We start from the raw sequence: 14,456 nt of genomic DNA, 5'->3' as shown, positions 1-14,456 counted from the left end.
CGCCACATGTGCCCCGCCCCCACCACCCGTGTCCGGATGCCGTAACGATCCCGGTCGACCGGGGTACTTGGGCGCCAACTGTGCCCTATCGTCACGACATGTCCACGCCACCGCAGCAGCCCGCGCAGCCCGCCGACCGGCCGCCGCAGCCCGGACCGCCCGCGCAGCCGCCCTCGGTCCCGCCCCAGCCGACCGCGTACCCCTATCCGAACCCGCAGTCCCCGCCGCCGGTCCCGCAGTCCCCACCTCCGGGCCCCTTCCAGCCGCCCACGACACCGAGCGGCCCCCAGCCGGGCAATCCCTACGCCCAGCCCCCGCAGTACGGGCCGCCGCCGATGCCGCCCACGGCCGGTGGGAGCGGTGCCGCCGGACGGGCGGTGCTGTGGGCCGTCGTCGGCGCGATCGTGGCCTCCGCCGCCTGGGCGGCCGGCGTCTTCCTGATCGGTGCCACGGCGAGCGCGGCCGACCTGCGCGGCTACGCCGCCCCGTCCGACCTCTGCTCCCGAGCGGACTACACCTCGTTCAAGGACGAGTACACCGCAGCCGACTCCGCGCCCACCCACAGCTCCCTCAAGGACCCGGCGCTGGACGAGAGTTACTGCAGCGCGAGCCTGAAGAAGCCCGGCTCCTCCTACGCCGACGCCTACCTCTCCATCCAGCTGGACCTGCACAAGAAGACCGACCCGGGGCCCGAATTCACCGCCACCTGGAAGAACTACGAGGACAGCCACACCGGTTACGACGTCGGCCCGGTCGAGGACATTGGCGACGAGGCGTACCTCGTGACCCGTGACACCACCAGCGGTACCTCCAGCGGCTCCCGCTACGCCACCCTGGCCGTCCGCGACGGCTGGGTCACCTACACGATGAGCTACAGCGCCTACCTCTCCTCGTACGACCCCGACAAGGACCCGCCGAAGATCGACGAGATCTCGGACTGGCTGAAGACGGACACCCGGAACACACTAGACCGGCTGAAAGACTGAAGAGGCTTCCGGCGTACCGGATACCGGGAGCAGACTTCCTGCCATGCCCACCTACTCCGCACCCGACGGCACCCCGCTGGCCTATCGCGTCCTCGGCGAAGGGGACGGCGACCCGGTCGTCTGCGTGCCCGGCGGCCCCACGGACTCCCGTTATCTGGGCGACCTCGGCGGCCTCTCCAGGCACCGGCGGCTGGCCGTCCCCGACCTGCGCGGCACCGGCCGGTCCGCGACCCCTGAGGACCCCGCCTCCTACCGCTGCGACCGGCTCGTCGACGACATCGAGTCCCTCCGCGTCCACCTCGGCCTGGACCGGATCGACCTGCTCGGCCACTCCGCGGGAGCCAACATCGTCACGCAATACGCGGCCCGCCACGCGCACCGGCTGCACCGCCTCGCCCTGATCGGACCCGGCACCCGGGCGGTCGGCCTGGACATCACGGGCGAGACCCGACGCCAGGTCGCCGGGCTCCGCAAGAACGAACCCTGGTTCCCCGCGGCCTTCGCCGCGCTGGAGGCGATCACCGAGGGCACCGGCACGGACTGGGACGCCATCAGCCCCTTCTTTTACGGCCGTTGGGACGCCGCCGCCCAGCAGTACCACACCGCGAGCCGACCGACCAACATGGAGGCCGTCACCCGCTTCGGCGAGGAGGGCGCCTTCGACCCGCCCGCTACTCGCAAGGCGCTCACCGACGTCACCGTGCCCGTCCTGCTGCTCACCGGCGAGTTCGACCTGAACAGCCCGCCCGAGGTCACCGCCGAGTGCGCGGAACTCTTCCCCGACGCCAGGCTCGTCGTCCAGCCCGAGGCGGGGCACTACCCCTGGCTCGACGACCCGGAGCGGTTCGTGACGGTCGCCGCCGACTTCCTCGCCCAGCCCTGACCCGGCGCCCGTACGCCCTACGCTGGAGCCATGTTCAGCCCCGAGGGTCCCACCACGCGCGAACTGGCCGTGCAGGCGCTGTCGTCCGTCGAGCGGGGCTACGACCTGCTCGCACCCAAGTTCGACCACACGCCGTTCCGGACGCCCGCCTCCGTGCTGGACGCCGTGGCGAAGGCACTCGCACCGCTCGGCCCCTTCGATGACGGGCTCGACCTGTGCTGCGGCACCGGCGCCGGGCTGCCCGTGCTGGACGGACTGTGCCGCCGGAGCGTCACCGGGGTCGACTTCAGCGCGGGCATGCTCGACGTGGCCCGGCGCGGACAAGGTGCCGACGTCACGCTGGTCCGGGCGGACGCCCGCGCGCTGCCCTTCACCGCCGCCTTCGACCTCGTCGTCAGCTTCGGTGCCTTCGGGCACTTCCTGCCACGGGAACTGCCCGGCCTCTTCACCCAGGTCCACTCGGCCCTACTGCCGGGCGGCCGGTTCGCCTTCCCGGTGCTCGCGCCGCCCCGGCCGTCGAGCCCCGCGTACTGGATGCTGCTCGCCTTCGACACGGTGATGCGGGTGCGCAACGCCGTGTGGCGGCCACCGTTCGTCATGTACTACCGCGCGTTCCGCCTCGGTGACGTCCGCCGGGAACTGGAGCTGGCCGGGTTCACCGTGGAGCTCCAGCCGCTGTCCGAGTTCGGTACGCGTGCCGACGGCAGCCCCCGTGCCCGGCTGGTGACGGCGCTGCGGGGACCGGTGAACTCGTAGGCGGGGTGCGGCGTCGCGGGTTCCTCACGCGCGCCGTCGTGTCCACCTCGGGCCGGTGCGGGCCCAGGCACGTTCCCACTCGTCCAGCCGGTGCCGCAGCGCGACGCGGCGCTCCATCGCGCGGGCCAGCAGCACGATCGCGGCCGTGCCGCCCGCCATGCCCAGGCCGACCGCGACCGTGTGCTGCCAGACGGCCACGTCGTTCGGCGGCGGCGCCACCGTGCGCCCCCGGCCGTCGAACCAGACGGTGACCGTGTCACCGGCGCGTGTCCCGGCCGGTACATGGGCGACGGCGGTACGTTTCTGCTGCCCCGGCTCCGACTCCGGCCCCGCCTCCGTCCAGCGGACCTCGGCGCGGTAGCCGTGCCCGCGGTCGCCATGCACCGTGGGCCGGGCCGTCGGACGGCCGAGCACCACGGCCCGTACCGCGTGCCGTTCGGCCCGCTGCTCCTCGGCGTGCGCCCGCGCCCGGTCGTAGGTGTGGAGCCCGGCCGCCGTCCCCACCAGGGGCGCGACCACGCACAGCAGGACGGCGACGAGCACCACCACCCACGCCTCCACCACGTCCGACCGCCGCCGCAGCGGATTGGGCCGACGTCGGCGGCCGTGTGACCGCGTACGGATGTCCACACCCGTCAGGTACCCAGCACGACCCGACCTCGCGCACCCGGCGCGCCACGAGCTGCCGTTCGGCCCCACGACTCGGCAGCCGAGCTGCTCAGCAGCCCGGCAGCTCAGCCGAAGCGTTCGATGCGGATGCGGTCCACCGGCTGACCGGCCGCGACGAGGAGGCGGGAGGCATGTTCGGCGAAGCCATTGGAGCCGCACACATAGGCTTCCCACCCACTGGACGGCTGCTCGGCCAGGAGCGGCGCCACATGTGCGGCCGACATACGGCCCACCGGCACACCCGCCGGGGCGCTACGGGTGAACACGGCCGTCGTCTCCGCGCCCAGCTCGTCGGCGTAGATCAACTCCTCCGGGCCGCGCGCCGACACCAGCATCCGCAGCGGCACCGACAGACCCTGGGCACGGTGGTGCCGGACCATCGACATCAGCGGGACGATCCCGGAACCGGCCCCGAGCAGCAGCGCCGGACGGTCACCCGGCCAGGCGAAGAAGCCGCTCAGCGGGCCGCGCACGTCGATCCGGTCACCGGGCCGGGCCACCGTGTGGAACCAGCCCGAGACCTCACCGTCCGGGACGCGGTCCAAGGTCAGCTCGATGTGCCCGGAGTCGTCCGGCGCGGAGGCGATGGAGTAGTGGCGCTGGGCCACATATCCGTCCTCGGCGGTCAGCCGCAGCATCAGATGCTGGCCGGGCAGATGCCCCGCCCACTGTGGCACCGCGAGCCGGAACGTCGACGCGTACGGCGTCTCCCGCCGGATCTCGGTCAGGGTGGCCGTCTGCCAGGCCGCCGCCACCTGCTCGCTCACCGCGATCCGACCGGGCACCGCGAAACGGGCCGGGGGAGCGGCGGGCGCGGACCCGGGCGCCCCCAGGGGCTCGGAGGTCTCGAACGTCAGCGTCTCGTATGTCAGCTCAGTCACCTCGGTACCGCTGTTCCTCCCACGGGTTGCCCCGCTCGTGGTAGCCGTTGCCCTCCCAGAAGCCGGGCTCGTCGTGGTCGAGGAGGGTGAGCCCCGCGATCCACTTCACGCTCTTCCAGAAGTACAGGTGCGGCACGACCAGCCGGGCCGGACCGCCGTGCTCCGGGGCGAGCGGCACGCCGCCCTGGTCCCAGGCGAGCCAGGCCCGGCCGCCGGTGAGATCGGCGAGCGGCAGGTTCGCCGTGTACCCGGTGTGGGAGCGGGCGAGCACATGTGTGGCGGACACATGTGGCCGCGCCACGGCAAGGAACGCGTCCAGCGAGACCCCGCCGAAGCGCACCCCGAACTTGGACCAGCCGGTCACACAGTGGATGTCACCCTCGTACACCGAGTCGGGCAGCGCGTGCGCCTCGTCCCAGTTCCAGGTGTGCGGCCGGTCCACCAGCCCGTCGACGCGGAGGGACCAGTCGGCGGGCGCGAGGTCGGGGGTGACCTCGGCGGACAGGACGGGCCAGTCGTCGCCCGCGTCGTACTGCCCGGGAGGCAGCCCGGGACGGGAGACGCGCCGACGGCCCGTGAAGCCTCGGGTGACGTTCATGCTGCAACCGTACGCTCCCGCCACACCCGTCCCCGCCCTGATCAGTGACCACTCGGGCGATGTCGGCCACACTCCGGACCGCACCGGGAATAGCCGTTCCTCCGCCGTGATTGGGGGAAATGCCGAGGCGCCGCCGCGCCGATGGAGGACGAGGGAAACGAGGACACCAGGATGCCCGAGGCGTACGTCTCCACGCGGTACGACGGCCGGGAGGCCGACCCCCTCACCGGCGCGGACCCCGGCCCCGCCGGGACAGCCGTCCCGCACCCGCTGGACAACGCCGCCCGCGCCTCCCTCACCGGCCCGCACGCCCACTTCGCCGAGCGGTACGGCCGGGTGCTCCGGTACCCGGTCGAGGTGTCGCCCTGGCTGGCCCTGCCCGACGAACCCGAGGCCGCCGACTGGGCCGAACTCGCCGCACTCGCCGGACCCGGCGCCGAGGTCCCCCTGCTCGGCTACCGGGGCCGGGTGCCGGAGGGCTGGGAGATCACCTTCGACGTGGCCGGGGTGCAGTTGGCGGACGACGGCGTGCCCGGTGCCCCGGACCCGGAGGCGGTGCCGCTCGGCCCGGCCGACGTCCCCGAGATGCTGGACCTCGTCGCGCGCACCCAGCCCGGCCCGTTCGAGCCGCGCACCATCGAGATGGGCACCTACCTCGGCATCCGGCGCGACGGCGCGCTGATCGCCATGGCGGGGGAGCGGCTGCGGCCGCCGGGCTGGACCGAGATCAGCGCGGTCTGCACCGACCCGGCCTTCCGGGGCGAGGGGCTGGCCACCCGGCTGATCCTCGCCGTCGCGCACGGCATCCGCGAGCGCGGCGAGCGCCCGTTCCTGCACACCGGCGCGGGCAACACCGGCGCCATCCGTCTCTACGAGTCCCTCGGCTTCCGGAACCGGCTGGACACGCGGTTCTTCGGTGTCCGCGTACCACTCGGGTCGTAGCCCGGCCGGTCAGTCGGCGGACCCCGCGTTGTACCGCTCCAGATAGGCGGCGAAGCGGACCAGGTCGTCCTCCGGCCAGTCGGCGAGCCGTTCCTGGAAGGCGCCCCGGCGCCGCTCGGTGACCTGGGCCAGGATCTCCTCGCCCGCCTGGGTGAGATGCAGCACCTGCACACGGTGGTCGTCCGGAGCGAGCCGCCGCTCGATCAGCCCGGCCCGCTCCAGCGCGCCCACCTGACGGCTCACCGTCGACTTGTCCAGCGCGTAGTGCGAGGCCAGATCGGTCGCCCGGCAGCCGCCGCGCTCCTCCAGATGCCCGAGCAGCGTGTACGACACCAGCGACAACTCGGGGTGCATCCGCCCCGCCGAGGCGCGGGCCCGGCGCGCGAACGCCGTCATCTCGCGCTGGATCGTCTCGACGGCCGATTCCGCCGCCGTCATGAGATCACCTTCGTCATGAGAACCCCTTCACGGAACTCCTCCGTGCCGTCCGAACGATTCTGGTTGTATAGTACAACTTGAACGTGAGTTGTATAAGACAACCAATGGAGGTTCCGGTCGATGAAGTCCCCGGCACTGCGTCATGTGCTCACGCACCTGATCACCCCGCTGCTGATGTGCATAGGTATGGGGCTCGCCTATATGGGAGCCTTCGTCACCCCGGAGCCCCACCACATGCCCGTGGCCGTGGTCGGTGCCGGACCCGAGGCGAAGGTGTTCGCACAGACGGTGAAGGACACCGCGGGGGACAAGCTCGACGTCCGTACCGTCTCCACCCGGGCCGCAGCCGTCGAACTGCTGAAGGACCGACATGTCACCGGCGCATATGTGCCCAGCGCACATGAACCCGAGCTGATCGTGGCGAGTGCCGCCTCCGACATGGGTGCCACCGCCGTGGAGAAGGTCTTCACGCCGGTCGCCGCACACCAGGGCGCCCCGCTGAAGGTCACCGACATCGCGAAGCCGGTGTCCGACGACCCCACCGGACAGGGCCTGTTCTTCCTGCTGATCGCCGTCAGCATCGGCTCCTACGCCTCCGTCGCCGCCATCGGCGCGGCCGGTGCCGCGCTCGCCGTGCGGGTGCGCGCGCTCATCGCGGTCGGCACGGCCGCCGTGGTCGGCGGCATCGGCGCCCTGCTCGCCGGGCCGGTCTTCCACCTGGCCCACCACGACCTGGGCACCCTGTGGGCCATGGCGTGGCTGTACTCGGCGGGCATCCTCCTCATCGGCGTCGGCCTGCACACCTTCCTCAAGCGCTGGACCACGCTCGCCATGATGGTGCTGTTCGTGATGCTGAACTTCACCAGCTCGGGCGGTTTGTTCCGGCCCGAGCTGCAGAACGGCTTCTTCGGCACCCTGCACGCCTTCTGGAACGGCGCCGGGTTCGTCGAGGGCATCCGCTCGCTGCTGTACTTCGGCGACGACGGCATCGCCCGCAACGTGTGGACCCTCGTGGCCTGGCTGGTCGTCGGCATCGCCGTCACCGGGATCGCCGCCCTGTGGGAGCGCCCGGCCCGCCGGACCCCGGCCGAGGTGCCGACCGCCCAGGACACCCCGGCCGCCGAGGCCGAACGAGAGGCTGAGCGCGAGGCGGAGGAGGAGACCGAGGAGAGCGTGGCCGTCTGAGCCACCGTGGACACGCGGCCACCGACCGCGCCAGGAACCGGGTCCCGCCCGGAGACCCCGGCACGGTATGGTGGCCGTCCGGTCGCGCGGAGTGCGCGCCCGGTGCGAACGAGGAGGTGAGACCCATCAACGCTGTGTCAGCAAGGGTGCTCTCCCCTCGTACCCGTGCCATGTGACGGTACGGAACCACGCGACGGTGACCGCGAGAGCGCCTTGAGGCCCCAGGTCCCCGAAAGGCTCCAGGCTCTTATGGCCGCCGTGCCCGCATCACCTTCTCCGCTCGCCGACCCGTCCCCCCTCGTGGCCGCACTGCGTGCCGCCGGCTGTGTCTTCGCCGAGGACGAGGCCCGGCTGATCCTCGCCACCGCCCGCACCGCCGACGAGGCCACCGCGATGGCAGAGCGCCGCGCCTCCGGGCTCCCGCTCGAACACGTCCTCGGCTGGGCCGAGTTCCACGGACTGCGCATCAGCGTGGAGCCCGGCGTATTCGTACCCCGCCGCCGCACCGAGTTCCTCGTCGACCAGGCCCTGGCCCGCGCCCCGCACGCACGCGTGGTCGTGGACCTGTGCTGCGGCTCCGGCGCACTCGGCGCGGCCCTCGCCGTCGCGCTCGACGGCGCCGAGGTGCACGCCGCCGACATCGACCCGGTCGCCGTACGCTGCGCCCGCCGCAACCTCGCCCCCCACATGGGTCGCGCCCACACCGGCGACCTCTACGCGGCGCTCCCCGCCGAACTGCGCGGCCGCGTCGCCATCCTGACCGCCAACGTCCCCTATGTGCCCTCCGCGGAGGTCCCCCTGCTCCCCGCCGAGGCCCGCGACCACGAGCCCGCGACCGCGCTCGACGGCGGCCCCGACGGACTCGACGTACTGCGCCGGGTGGCCGCCGGAGCGGCCGAATGGCTGGCCCCCGGCGGCTGCCTGCTCTCCGAGACCAGCGCACGCCAGGCGTCCGCCGCCCAGGAGGTGTTCGCCCGCGCTGGGCTGGCCGCACATGTGGCCGTCTCACATGAGTGGGACGCACATGTGGTGATCGGCGTACGGTGACCCGGCCCGGCCCACGACTCCCGATCCCGAGCCCACGACAAGCCGCGCGCTACGACAAGTCGCGGGCCCGCGCGATGAGTACGGCCACGTCGTCGTGGTTGTCCGGCTCGTACAGCGTGTCCAGGAGGTGCTCGCAGACCTCCTCCAGCGGACGGTCCGCGCCGTCGGCCAGCAGGGACAACAGCCGGTCCAGGCGCTCGTCCAGCGAGTGGCTGCGGGTCTCCACCAGGCCGTCGGTGTACAGCACCAGCTCGTCGCCGGGCTCGAAGTCGACGGTCACGGTCGCGAACTCCACCCCGCCCACGCCCAGCGGCACACCCGTGGGCAGGTCCAGCAGCTCCGGCGGCCGACCCGGACGGACCCGTACCGGCGGCAGGTGCCCGGCGTTGGCGATCAGACAGCGGCGCTGCCGAGGGTCGTGGACGGCGTACACACACGTGGCGATGGAGTGCTCCGTCGCCGCCGTGGCCTTGTCCAGCTGTTCCAGCAGCAGTGACGGGTCGAGGTCGAGCGAGGCGAGGGTGGTGGTGGCGGTGCGCAGCAGGCCCATCGTGGCCGCCGCGCTGATGCCGCTGCCCATCACGTCGCCGACGACCAGCGCCGTCTTGTCGCCGTCCAGTGGAATGACGTCGAACCAGTCGCCGCCGACCTCGCTGGTGGACCCCGCGGGCTGGTAGCGGGACGCCACCTCCAGCCCCGCCGTCACCGGCGGATGGCTCGGCAGCAGGCTGCGCTGGAGGGTCAGCGCGGTGCTGCGGGCGTTCTGGTACCAGCGCGCGTTGTCGATCTGCACGGCGGCGCGCGCCGCCAGCTCCCGCGCCAGCAGCACGTCGTCCTCGTCGAAGGGCGCCGGGTTGCGGGTGCGCTTGAGGTCCAGCGCGCCCAGCACCTCGCCGCGCGCGATCAACGGGACGGCCAGGTACGAGTGCAGCCCGGCCCGGCTCAGCATGACGGCGGCCTCGGGGGAGCGGGCGATGCGCGGCAGGTCGTCGTCCTTGACCCGGGGCACATGCACCGCCTCGCCCGTACGCACGCACTCGGTGACCAGGCGGTCCGGGCCGTACCAGGCGATCCCGCCGGGCCGGTCGGCCGCCCGTACGGCGTCGCCGCCGTCGTCCGGGCGCACCGCGAGCGCCCGGATCACGGCCGGTTCGGACGGGCCGAGCGCGCTGCGTCTGCCCTCCACGACCGCGTCCAGCAGGTCGACGGCGGCCACGTCGGCCAGCGCAGGCACCGCGACCTCGGCCAGCTCGCAGGCGGTGCGCTCCAGCTCCAGCGTCGTCCCGATGCGGGCGGAGGCGTCCGCGATCAGAGCGAGCCTGCGCCGCGCGTTCTCCGCCTCCACCGCCGCCCGGTGCTGCTCGGTGATGTCGACCAGGGACAGGGCGACTCCGAGGACATTGCTCAGCGCGTCATCCAGGCGGTACAGCGACAGCGACCAGGTGTGCTCGGCGTCCGGGTCGGCCGGGGTACGGCCCACCACGGTCCGGTCGATCACCGGGTCCCCGCTCGTCAGCACCTCGCGCAGTGCCGCCTCCACCGCGTCGGCGTCCAGCAGCGGCAGCACCTCGCGCATGGTCCGGCCCTCGTGCCGCTCGGCCGGGACCCCGCTGAGCCGCTCCAGCGCCGGGTTGACCGAGACGAACCGCAGCGCGGTGTCCAGGACGGCCAGCCCGGTCGGGGACTGGTGCACCATCCGCTCGGACAACGCCACGTCGTGCTCCAGCCGCCGTACCGTCGACTGGTCGGCGGCCAGACCCAGCGCGTATACGTCACCCCGGTCGTCCAGCAGACGCATGTTGCGGAACTCCACCAGTCGGGTGGTGCCGTCCTTGCGGCGGATGGGGAAGCCGCCCGCCCAGCTCTGTCCGGTGCGCATCACGTCCTCGAACAGTTCACCGACCAGCTCGATGTGCCGTTCGTGCACCATCAGCCGGGCCGCGTACCGGCCGAGCGCCTCGTCGGCGGGGTAGCCGAACAGCTCCTCGGCCTGCGGGCTCCACAGCACGATGCGGCCCCGGGCGTCCAGCACCACGGAGGCCACGCCCAGCATGTCGAGCAGCCCGCCGGGCCGTACGGGGCCGCGCTCGGGCTCGCCGTTCCCGGCCGCCTGAGTCTCGGCTGCACTCATGCCACGCACCGCCTTCGCCCGTCCGCACGGCACGCCGTCCCCCGTGCCGACTCCCCTTGTTGTACCGCGCCCACACCCGGCTCGCCGAGGCCGTGGTGCCAGGAACCGTGTGCGTCCACCATCTCTCACTCCGGCCTCCGGCGTACTCCCCGTCCCCTGTGGCCACGTGACACATGTGGCGGACGTCGTCCAACGGGCCGGGAGAGTTCACCGTCATCTTCCTTGATTGGTCTGTACATGCCTACCTGGGCGGGCCAGACTGTGCGCCGACCGAGTGTCCCCACCCCCCTCACCGAGGAGTCGGCCCATGCCCGCCCCTGCCCGAAAGCGCCGCCACGCGTTATCCGCCGGACTCGTCACGCTGGCCACCGCCGCCGCCGTGTCCCTGGGCGCCGCAGCCCCCGCCTCGGCGGCGGACACCTGGACCGAGACCGGTTCCGACCGCGCCGACCCGCTGACCGAGAGCCAGGGCCTGACCTCCGTGGAGGTCCCGGCGAACAGCCCGAACCGCTATACCGGTATCGGCACCATCCCGGTCGGCGTCTCCAGCCGGGGCTGGAACCACGTCGGCGACCCCGACGCCTCGTACAACGGCTACTACATCGAGCCCTACCAGCGGGACTCGGGCAACTCCAAGATGTACCGGGTGCAGGCGCCCGGGGGTGCCTGGTCGGAGTACGTGCACACGCTCGCCCCCGGTGAGGCCATGAACAACTCCTGGTCCGCGATCTCGCCCGACGGGCAGTGGATGCTCTCCGGCGAGTGGGGCACCATGAACCGCCTGCTGGTCTTCCCCACCCCCGGCGTCAACGCGGCCACCTCGCCGTCGGCCGACCTGAAGCTGGCCTCCAACGTCGCCCTGGACCGCCCCGTACGTGATGTGCAGGGCTGCGACTTCTCCGGGCCCACCACGCTGCTCTGCTCCTCCGACGACCCGGAGGGCACGCTGTTCGGCATGACCAAGCCGCTCCTCCAGATCGACCTGTCGGCGGCGCCGAACGGCACCTCCAACGTGTCCGGCCATGTGACGGCCCTGCGCCAGCTCCCGCTGCGCAGCTCCTGCTCGGGCAGCTTCGAGACCGAGGGCATCGACTACGACCGGCGCAGCGGCATCCTGCGGGTGATCGTCGTCTCGCCGGGGTTCTGTGTGATCACGGACAGCAAGACGTACAAGTTCACCCGGAGCTGATCGGCCGGGGTCCGTCGATCTCCGGGGGGATGGTCGGCGCCTGCCTGGGTACCCGACCAGCGCGGACGGCCAGGAAAGGAGCGGACATGACGAACACGGAGGCATCGCACCCGGAAACCGTCTCGGTGGAGATCAGCGGGTGCTCGCCGGACGACGCGCGCGTGGTCTTCGATGTGCTGAGCGCCTGCTTCGCGTCGGACCGTGACGCGGGCGACACCCCGCAGCAGCAGGACACGTCACGCCCCATGGTGTGGCTCGGTACGTACGACATAGCGGACTCCCACACCGGGAACTGTCCGCCCGCCAAGCTCAGCTCGTCCGTCCAGGCGGACGTGCAGGGCGGGTACTGGGCGGTGGACCGGTTCCGGGAGGCGCTGGGCGAGATGTTCACCGTCCAGGAGACCGCGGCGGCCTCCGGCGACCAGGAGCGGGAACTCCACCTGCTGCTGGAAAGCCGCTGACCGATCCCCTCGTGCGAGGTGCCCCGGCCGATTCTTGTCGGCCGGGGCACTCTGCTGTGTGGGCGTGGCCTGTGTGGGCCCCGCCTGTGTGGCTCCCGCCCGTGTGCCCCCCTCGCCAGCGTGTGCCCCACACATGTGCGCCACACCTATGTGGCCTCCTCCCATGTGCCCCACACCCATGTGCCCTCCGTCGCACCCTTATGCAACTAGTTGCAAAAAGGTGAGCGGTTGCTCTACAACAAGAAGCGACCGCACCCCCACGGAGGGCCCGATGAGCCGTTACCCGCACCTGATGTCCCCGCTCGACCTGGGATTCACCACCCTGCCCAACCGCGTCCTCATGGGCTCCATGCACGTGGGCCTGGAGGAGGCCGAGCGCGGCTCCGAGCGGATGGCGGCCTTCTACGCGGCCCGCGCGCGCGGCGGAGTCGGCCTCATCGTCACCGGTGGCATCGCCCCCAACGAGGAGGGGCGCCCCTACGAGGGCGGCGCCAAGCTCACCACCGACGCCGAGGCGGAGGAGCACCGCGTCGTCACCGACGCCGTCCACCGGGAGGGCGGCCGCATCGCCCTCCAGATCCTGCACTTCGGCCGGTACGCCTACCACGCCGACCTGGTCGCCCCGAGCCCGCTCCAGGCCCCGATCAGCCCCCACGTCCCCCGTGAGCTGACCGACGCCGACATCGAGCGGACCATCGAGGACTACGTCCGTACCGCCCGCCTGGCCCGGCAGGCCGGGTACGACGGCGTCGAGATCATGGGTTCCGAGGGCTACCTCATCAACGAGTTCATCGCCGCGGGCACCAACCGCCGCACCGACCGCTGGGGCGGCTCGTACGAGAACCGGATGCGCTTCCCCGTCGAGATCGTCCGCCGGGTACGCGAGGCCGTCGGCACCGACTTCATCATCATCTACCGCCTCTCGATGCTGGACCTCGTGCCCGGCGGTTCCTCCCTGCCCGAGGTCGTCACCCTCGCCAAGGCCGTCGAGGCGGCCGGCGCGACCATCATCAACACCGGTATCGGCTGGCACGAGGCCCGTATCCCCACCATCGCCACCTCCGTGCCGCGCGGCGCCTACTCCTGGGTCACCAAGAAGCTCATGGGCGAGGTGTCCGTGCCCCTGGTCACCACCAACCGCATCAACACCCCGGACCTCGCCGAGGAGTTGCTCGCGGACGGCCGGGCCGACATGGTGTCCGTGGCCCGCCCGATGCTCGCCGACCCCGACTTCGTCGCGAAGGCCGCCGCGGGCACCCCGGAGGCCATCAACACCTGCATCGGCTGCAACCAGGCGTGCCTGGACCACACCTTCAGCGGCAAGATCACCTCCTGCCTGGTCAACCCCCGCGCCTGCCACGAGACGGAACTCGTGCTCACCCCGACCCGGCTGCGCAAGCGCGTCGCCGTCGTCGGCGCCGGGCCCGCGGGCCTGGCCTGCGCGGTCTCCGCCGCCGAACGCGGCTACCAGGTCACCCTGTTCGACGCCGCGCACGAGATCGGCGGCCAGCTCAACGTGGCCCGCAAGGTCCCCGGCAAGCAGGAGTTCGACGAGACCCTGCGCTACTTCCGCCACCAGCTCGACACCCACGGCGTCGACGTACGCCTCGGCACCTGGATCACCCCCGGTGACCTCACCGGGTACGACGAGGTCGTCGTCGCCACCGGCGTCACCCCGCGCACCCCCGACATCCCCGGCATCGACCACCCGCGCGTCGTCGGCTACCTCGACGTGCTGCGCGACAACGCCCCCGTCGGCGAGCGGGTCGCCGTGCTCGGCGCGGGCGGCATCGGCTTCGACGTGGCCGAGTTCCTCACCGACGCGGGCGACAAGGCGCACGAGGACCCCGAGACGTACTTCCGCACCTGGGGCGTCGACATGGACTACGCGGCCCCTGGCGGCCTCGCCGCCCCCAGCCGTCCCGCGTCCCCGCGCACCGTCCACCTGCTCCAGCGCAAGGCCACCAAGGTCGGCGCCGGACTGGGCAAGACCACGGGCTGGATCCACCGTACCGAGCTGAAGCTGCGGGGCGTCACCATGGTCCCCGGCGTGCGCTACGACCGGATCGACGACGCCGGGCTGCACATCACCGTCGGCGAGGAGAGCCACGTCCTGGAGGTCGACACCGTCGTCCTCTGCACCGGCCAGGACCCGCGCCGCGACCTGTACGAGGAGCTCATCGCGTCCGGAGTCAACGCCCACCTGATCGGCGGCGCCGACGTCGCGGCCGAACTCGACGCCAAGCGGGCCATCAAGCAGGGCACCGAGCTGGCGGCGGCGTTGTAGGGG

14 protein-coding genes are annotated in these 14,456 nt (G+C 72.4%); 9 read left to right on the top strand and 5 right to left on the bottom strand.

Translation table 11 applies throughout. The features are described from left to right. Positions 1 to 98: 98 nt before the first annotated feature. Genes ACI2LY_RS20475 through ACI2LY_RS20465 form a run of 3 tightly spaced genes read left to right on the top strand, consistent with a single transcriptional unit; the run spans position 99 to position 2,625 of the window. Positions 99 to 986 (top strand): hypothetical protein, encoded by an 888-nt coding sequence (locus tag ACI2LY_RS20475; RefSeq protein WP_404708390.1) that lies wholly within the window; start codon positions 99 to 101, stop codon positions 984 to 986. Positions 987 to 1,029: 43 nt separating this feature from the next. Continuing rightward, positions 1,030 to 1,869, top strand: a complete 840-nt coding sequence (locus ACI2LY_RS20470) for an alpha/beta fold hydrolase (RefSeq protein ID WP_404708389.1) — start codon at positions 1,030 to 1,032, stop codon at positions 1,867 to 1,869. A 30-nt stretch (positions 1,870 to 1,899) separates the two neighbouring features. Then, complete coding sequence (locus tag ACI2LY_RS20465; RefSeq protein ID WP_404708388.1) at positions 1,900 to 2,625, top strand: class I SAM-dependent DNA methyltransferase; 726 nt, start codon at positions 1,900 to 1,902, stop codon at positions 2,623 to 2,625. A gap of 24 nt (positions 2,626 to 2,649) precedes the next feature. On the opposite strand, the gene ACI2LY_RS20460 is transcribed toward ACI2LY_RS20465, so the two are convergent. The 3 genes from ACI2LY_RS20460 to ACI2LY_RS20450 all read right to left on the bottom strand — a co-directional run bounded on the left by ACI2LY_RS20460 (position 2,650) and on the right by ACI2LY_RS20450 (position 4,773). Next, positions 2,650 to 3,255: a DUF3592 domain-containing protein gene (locus tag ACI2LY_RS20460; protein ID WP_404708387.1), complete on the bottom strand. Its 606-nt coding sequence runs from the start codon at positions 3,253 to 3,255 to the stop codon at positions 2,650 to 2,652. Between the two features lie 104 nt (positions 3,256 to 3,359). Further along, entirely contained in the window at positions 3,360 to 4,079 is a 720-nt protein-coding gene (locus ACI2LY_RS20455; RefSeq protein WP_404708761.1) for a ferredoxin reductase, read from the bottom strand. A gap of 88 nt (positions 4,080 to 4,167) precedes the next feature. Continuing rightward, complete coding sequence (locus ACI2LY_RS20450) at positions 4,168 to 4,773, bottom strand: sulfite oxidase-like oxidoreductase (protein WP_404708386.1); 606 nt, start codon at positions 4,771 to 4,773, stop codon at positions 4,168 to 4,170. A 171-nt stretch (positions 4,774 to 4,944) separates the two neighbouring features. On the opposite strand from ACI2LY_RS20450, the gene ACI2LY_RS20445 reads away from it, so the two are divergent. After that, complete coding sequence (locus ACI2LY_RS20445; protein WP_404708760.1) at positions 4,945 to 5,715, top strand: GNAT family N-acetyltransferase; 771 nt, start codon at positions 4,945 to 4,947, stop codon at positions 5,713 to 5,715. A gap of 9 nt (positions 5,716 to 5,724) precedes the next feature. Here ACI2LY_RS20445 and ACI2LY_RS20440 read toward each other — a convergent pair whose 3' ends face one another. After that, a complete protein-coding gene (locus tag ACI2LY_RS20440; RefSeq protein WP_404708385.1) occupies positions 5,725 to 6,153 on the bottom strand; it encodes a MarR family winged helix-turn-helix transcriptional regulator in 429 nt (142 codons plus the stop codon). Positions 6,154 to 6,273: 120 nt separating this feature from the next. Here ACI2LY_RS20440 and ACI2LY_RS20435 point away from each other — a divergent pair, with 120 nt between their 5' ends. Together ACI2LY_RS20435 and ACI2LY_RS20430 are read left to right on the top strand one after the other, a co-directional pair. Next, entirely contained in the window at positions 6,274 to 7,338 is a 1,065-nt protein-coding gene (locus ACI2LY_RS20435; protein WP_404708384.1) for a hypothetical protein, read from the top strand. 249 nt (positions 7,339 to 7,587) lie between these two features. Continuing rightward, the gene (locus tag ACI2LY_RS20430) at positions 7,588 to 8,385 is read left to right on the top strand and encodes a putative protein N(5)-glutamine methyltransferase (protein WP_404708383.1); all 798 of its coding nucleotides are present in this window, start codon (positions 7,588 to 7,590) and stop codon (positions 8,383 to 8,385) included. 49 nt (positions 8,386 to 8,434) lie between these two features. Here the strand turns inward: ACI2LY_RS20430 and ACI2LY_RS20425 are convergent, their stop codons facing one another. Beyond that, positions 8,435 to 10,516 carry a SpoIIE family protein phosphatase gene (locus ACI2LY_RS20425; RefSeq protein WP_404708382.1) on the bottom strand — a complete coding sequence of 694 codons (2,082 nt, stop codon included), beginning with the start codon at positions 10,514 to 10,516 and terminating at the stop codon, positions 8,435 to 8,437. A gap of 307 nt (positions 10,517 to 10,823) precedes the next feature. On the opposite strand from ACI2LY_RS20425, the gene ACI2LY_RS20420 reads away from it, so the two are divergent. The 3 genes from ACI2LY_RS20420 to ACI2LY_RS20410 all read left to right on the top strand — a co-directional run bounded on the left by ACI2LY_RS20420 (position 10,824) and on the right by ACI2LY_RS20410 (position 14,453). Further along, on the top strand, positions 10,824 to 11,705 hold the full coding sequence (locus tag ACI2LY_RS20420) for a hypothetical protein (RefSeq protein WP_404708381.1): 882 nt from the start codon (positions 10,824 to 10,826) through the stop codon (positions 11,703 to 11,705). 86 nt (positions 11,706 to 11,791) lie between these two features. Next, positions 11,792 to 12,166: a hypothetical protein gene (locus ACI2LY_RS20415; protein WP_404708380.1), complete on the top strand. Its 375-nt coding sequence runs from the start codon at positions 11,792 to 11,794 to the stop codon at positions 12,164 to 12,166. Between the two features lie 271 nt (positions 12,167 to 12,437). Next, entirely contained in the window at positions 12,438 to 14,453 is a 2,016-nt protein-coding gene (locus tag ACI2LY_RS20410; protein ID WP_404708379.1) for an FAD-dependent oxidoreductase, read from the top strand. Positions 14,454 to 14,456: the final 3 nt, after the last annotated feature.

The organism is Streptomyces sp. NPDC002176 (assembly GCF_044903645.1).
Lineage (GTDB): Bacteria > Actinomycetota > Actinomycetes > Streptomycetales > Streptomycetaceae > Streptomyces.
This window is presented reverse-complemented; position numbering and strand designations above follow the sequence as displayed.

What these genes read in the sequence shown, in the direction of transcription:
- ACI2LY_RS20440 (WP_404708385.1), bottom strand. Translation starts at nt 6,153, where the DNA reads ATGACGGCGGCGGAATCGGCCGTCGAGACGATCCAGCGCGAGATGACG.
- ACI2LY_RS20430 (WP_404708383.1), top strand. Translation starts at nt 7,588, where the DNA reads ATGGCCGCCGTGCCCGCATCACCTTCTCCGCTCGCCGACCCGTCCCCC.
- ACI2LY_RS20435 (WP_404708384.1), top strand. Translation starts at nt 6,274, where the DNA reads ATGAAGTCCCCGGCACTGCGTCATGTGCTCACGCACCTGATCACCCCG.
- ACI2LY_RS20415 (WP_404708380.1), top strand. Translation starts at nt 11,792, where the DNA reads ATGACGAACACGGAGGCATCGCACCCGGAAACCGTCTCGGTGGAGATC.
- ACI2LY_RS20425 (WP_404708382.1), bottom strand. Translation starts at nt 10,516, where the DNA reads ATGAGTGCAGCCGAGACTCAGGCGGCCGGGAACGGCGAGCCCGAGCGC.
- ACI2LY_RS20420 (WP_404708381.1), top strand. Translation starts at nt 10,824, where the DNA reads ATGCCCGCCCCTGCCCGAAAGCGCCGCCACGCGTTATCCGCCGGACTC.
- ACI2LY_RS20445 (WP_404708760.1), top strand. Translation starts at nt 4,945, where the DNA reads ATGCCCGAGGCGTACGTCTCCACGCGGTACGACGGCCGGGAGGCCGAC.
- ACI2LY_RS20465 (WP_404708388.1), top strand. Translation starts at nt 1,900, where the DNA reads ATGTTCAGCCCCGAGGGTCCCACCACGCGCGAACTGGCCGTGCAGGCG.
- ACI2LY_RS20470 (WP_404708389.1), top strand. Translation starts at nt 1,030, where the DNA reads ATGCCCACCTACTCCGCACCCGACGGCACCCCGCTGGCCTATCGCGTC.
- ACI2LY_RS20450 (WP_404708386.1), bottom strand. Translation starts at nt 4,773, where the DNA reads ATGAACGTCACCCGAGGCTTCACGGGCCGTCGGCGCGTCTCCCGTCCC.
- ACI2LY_RS20475 (WP_404708390.1), top strand. Translation starts at nt 99, where the DNA reads ATGTCCACGCCACCGCAGCAGCCCGCGCAGCCCGCCGACCGGCCGCCG.
- ACI2LY_RS20410 (WP_404708379.1), top strand. Translation starts at nt 12,438, where the DNA reads ATGAGCCGTTACCCGCACCTGATGTCCCCGCTCGACCTGGGATTCACC.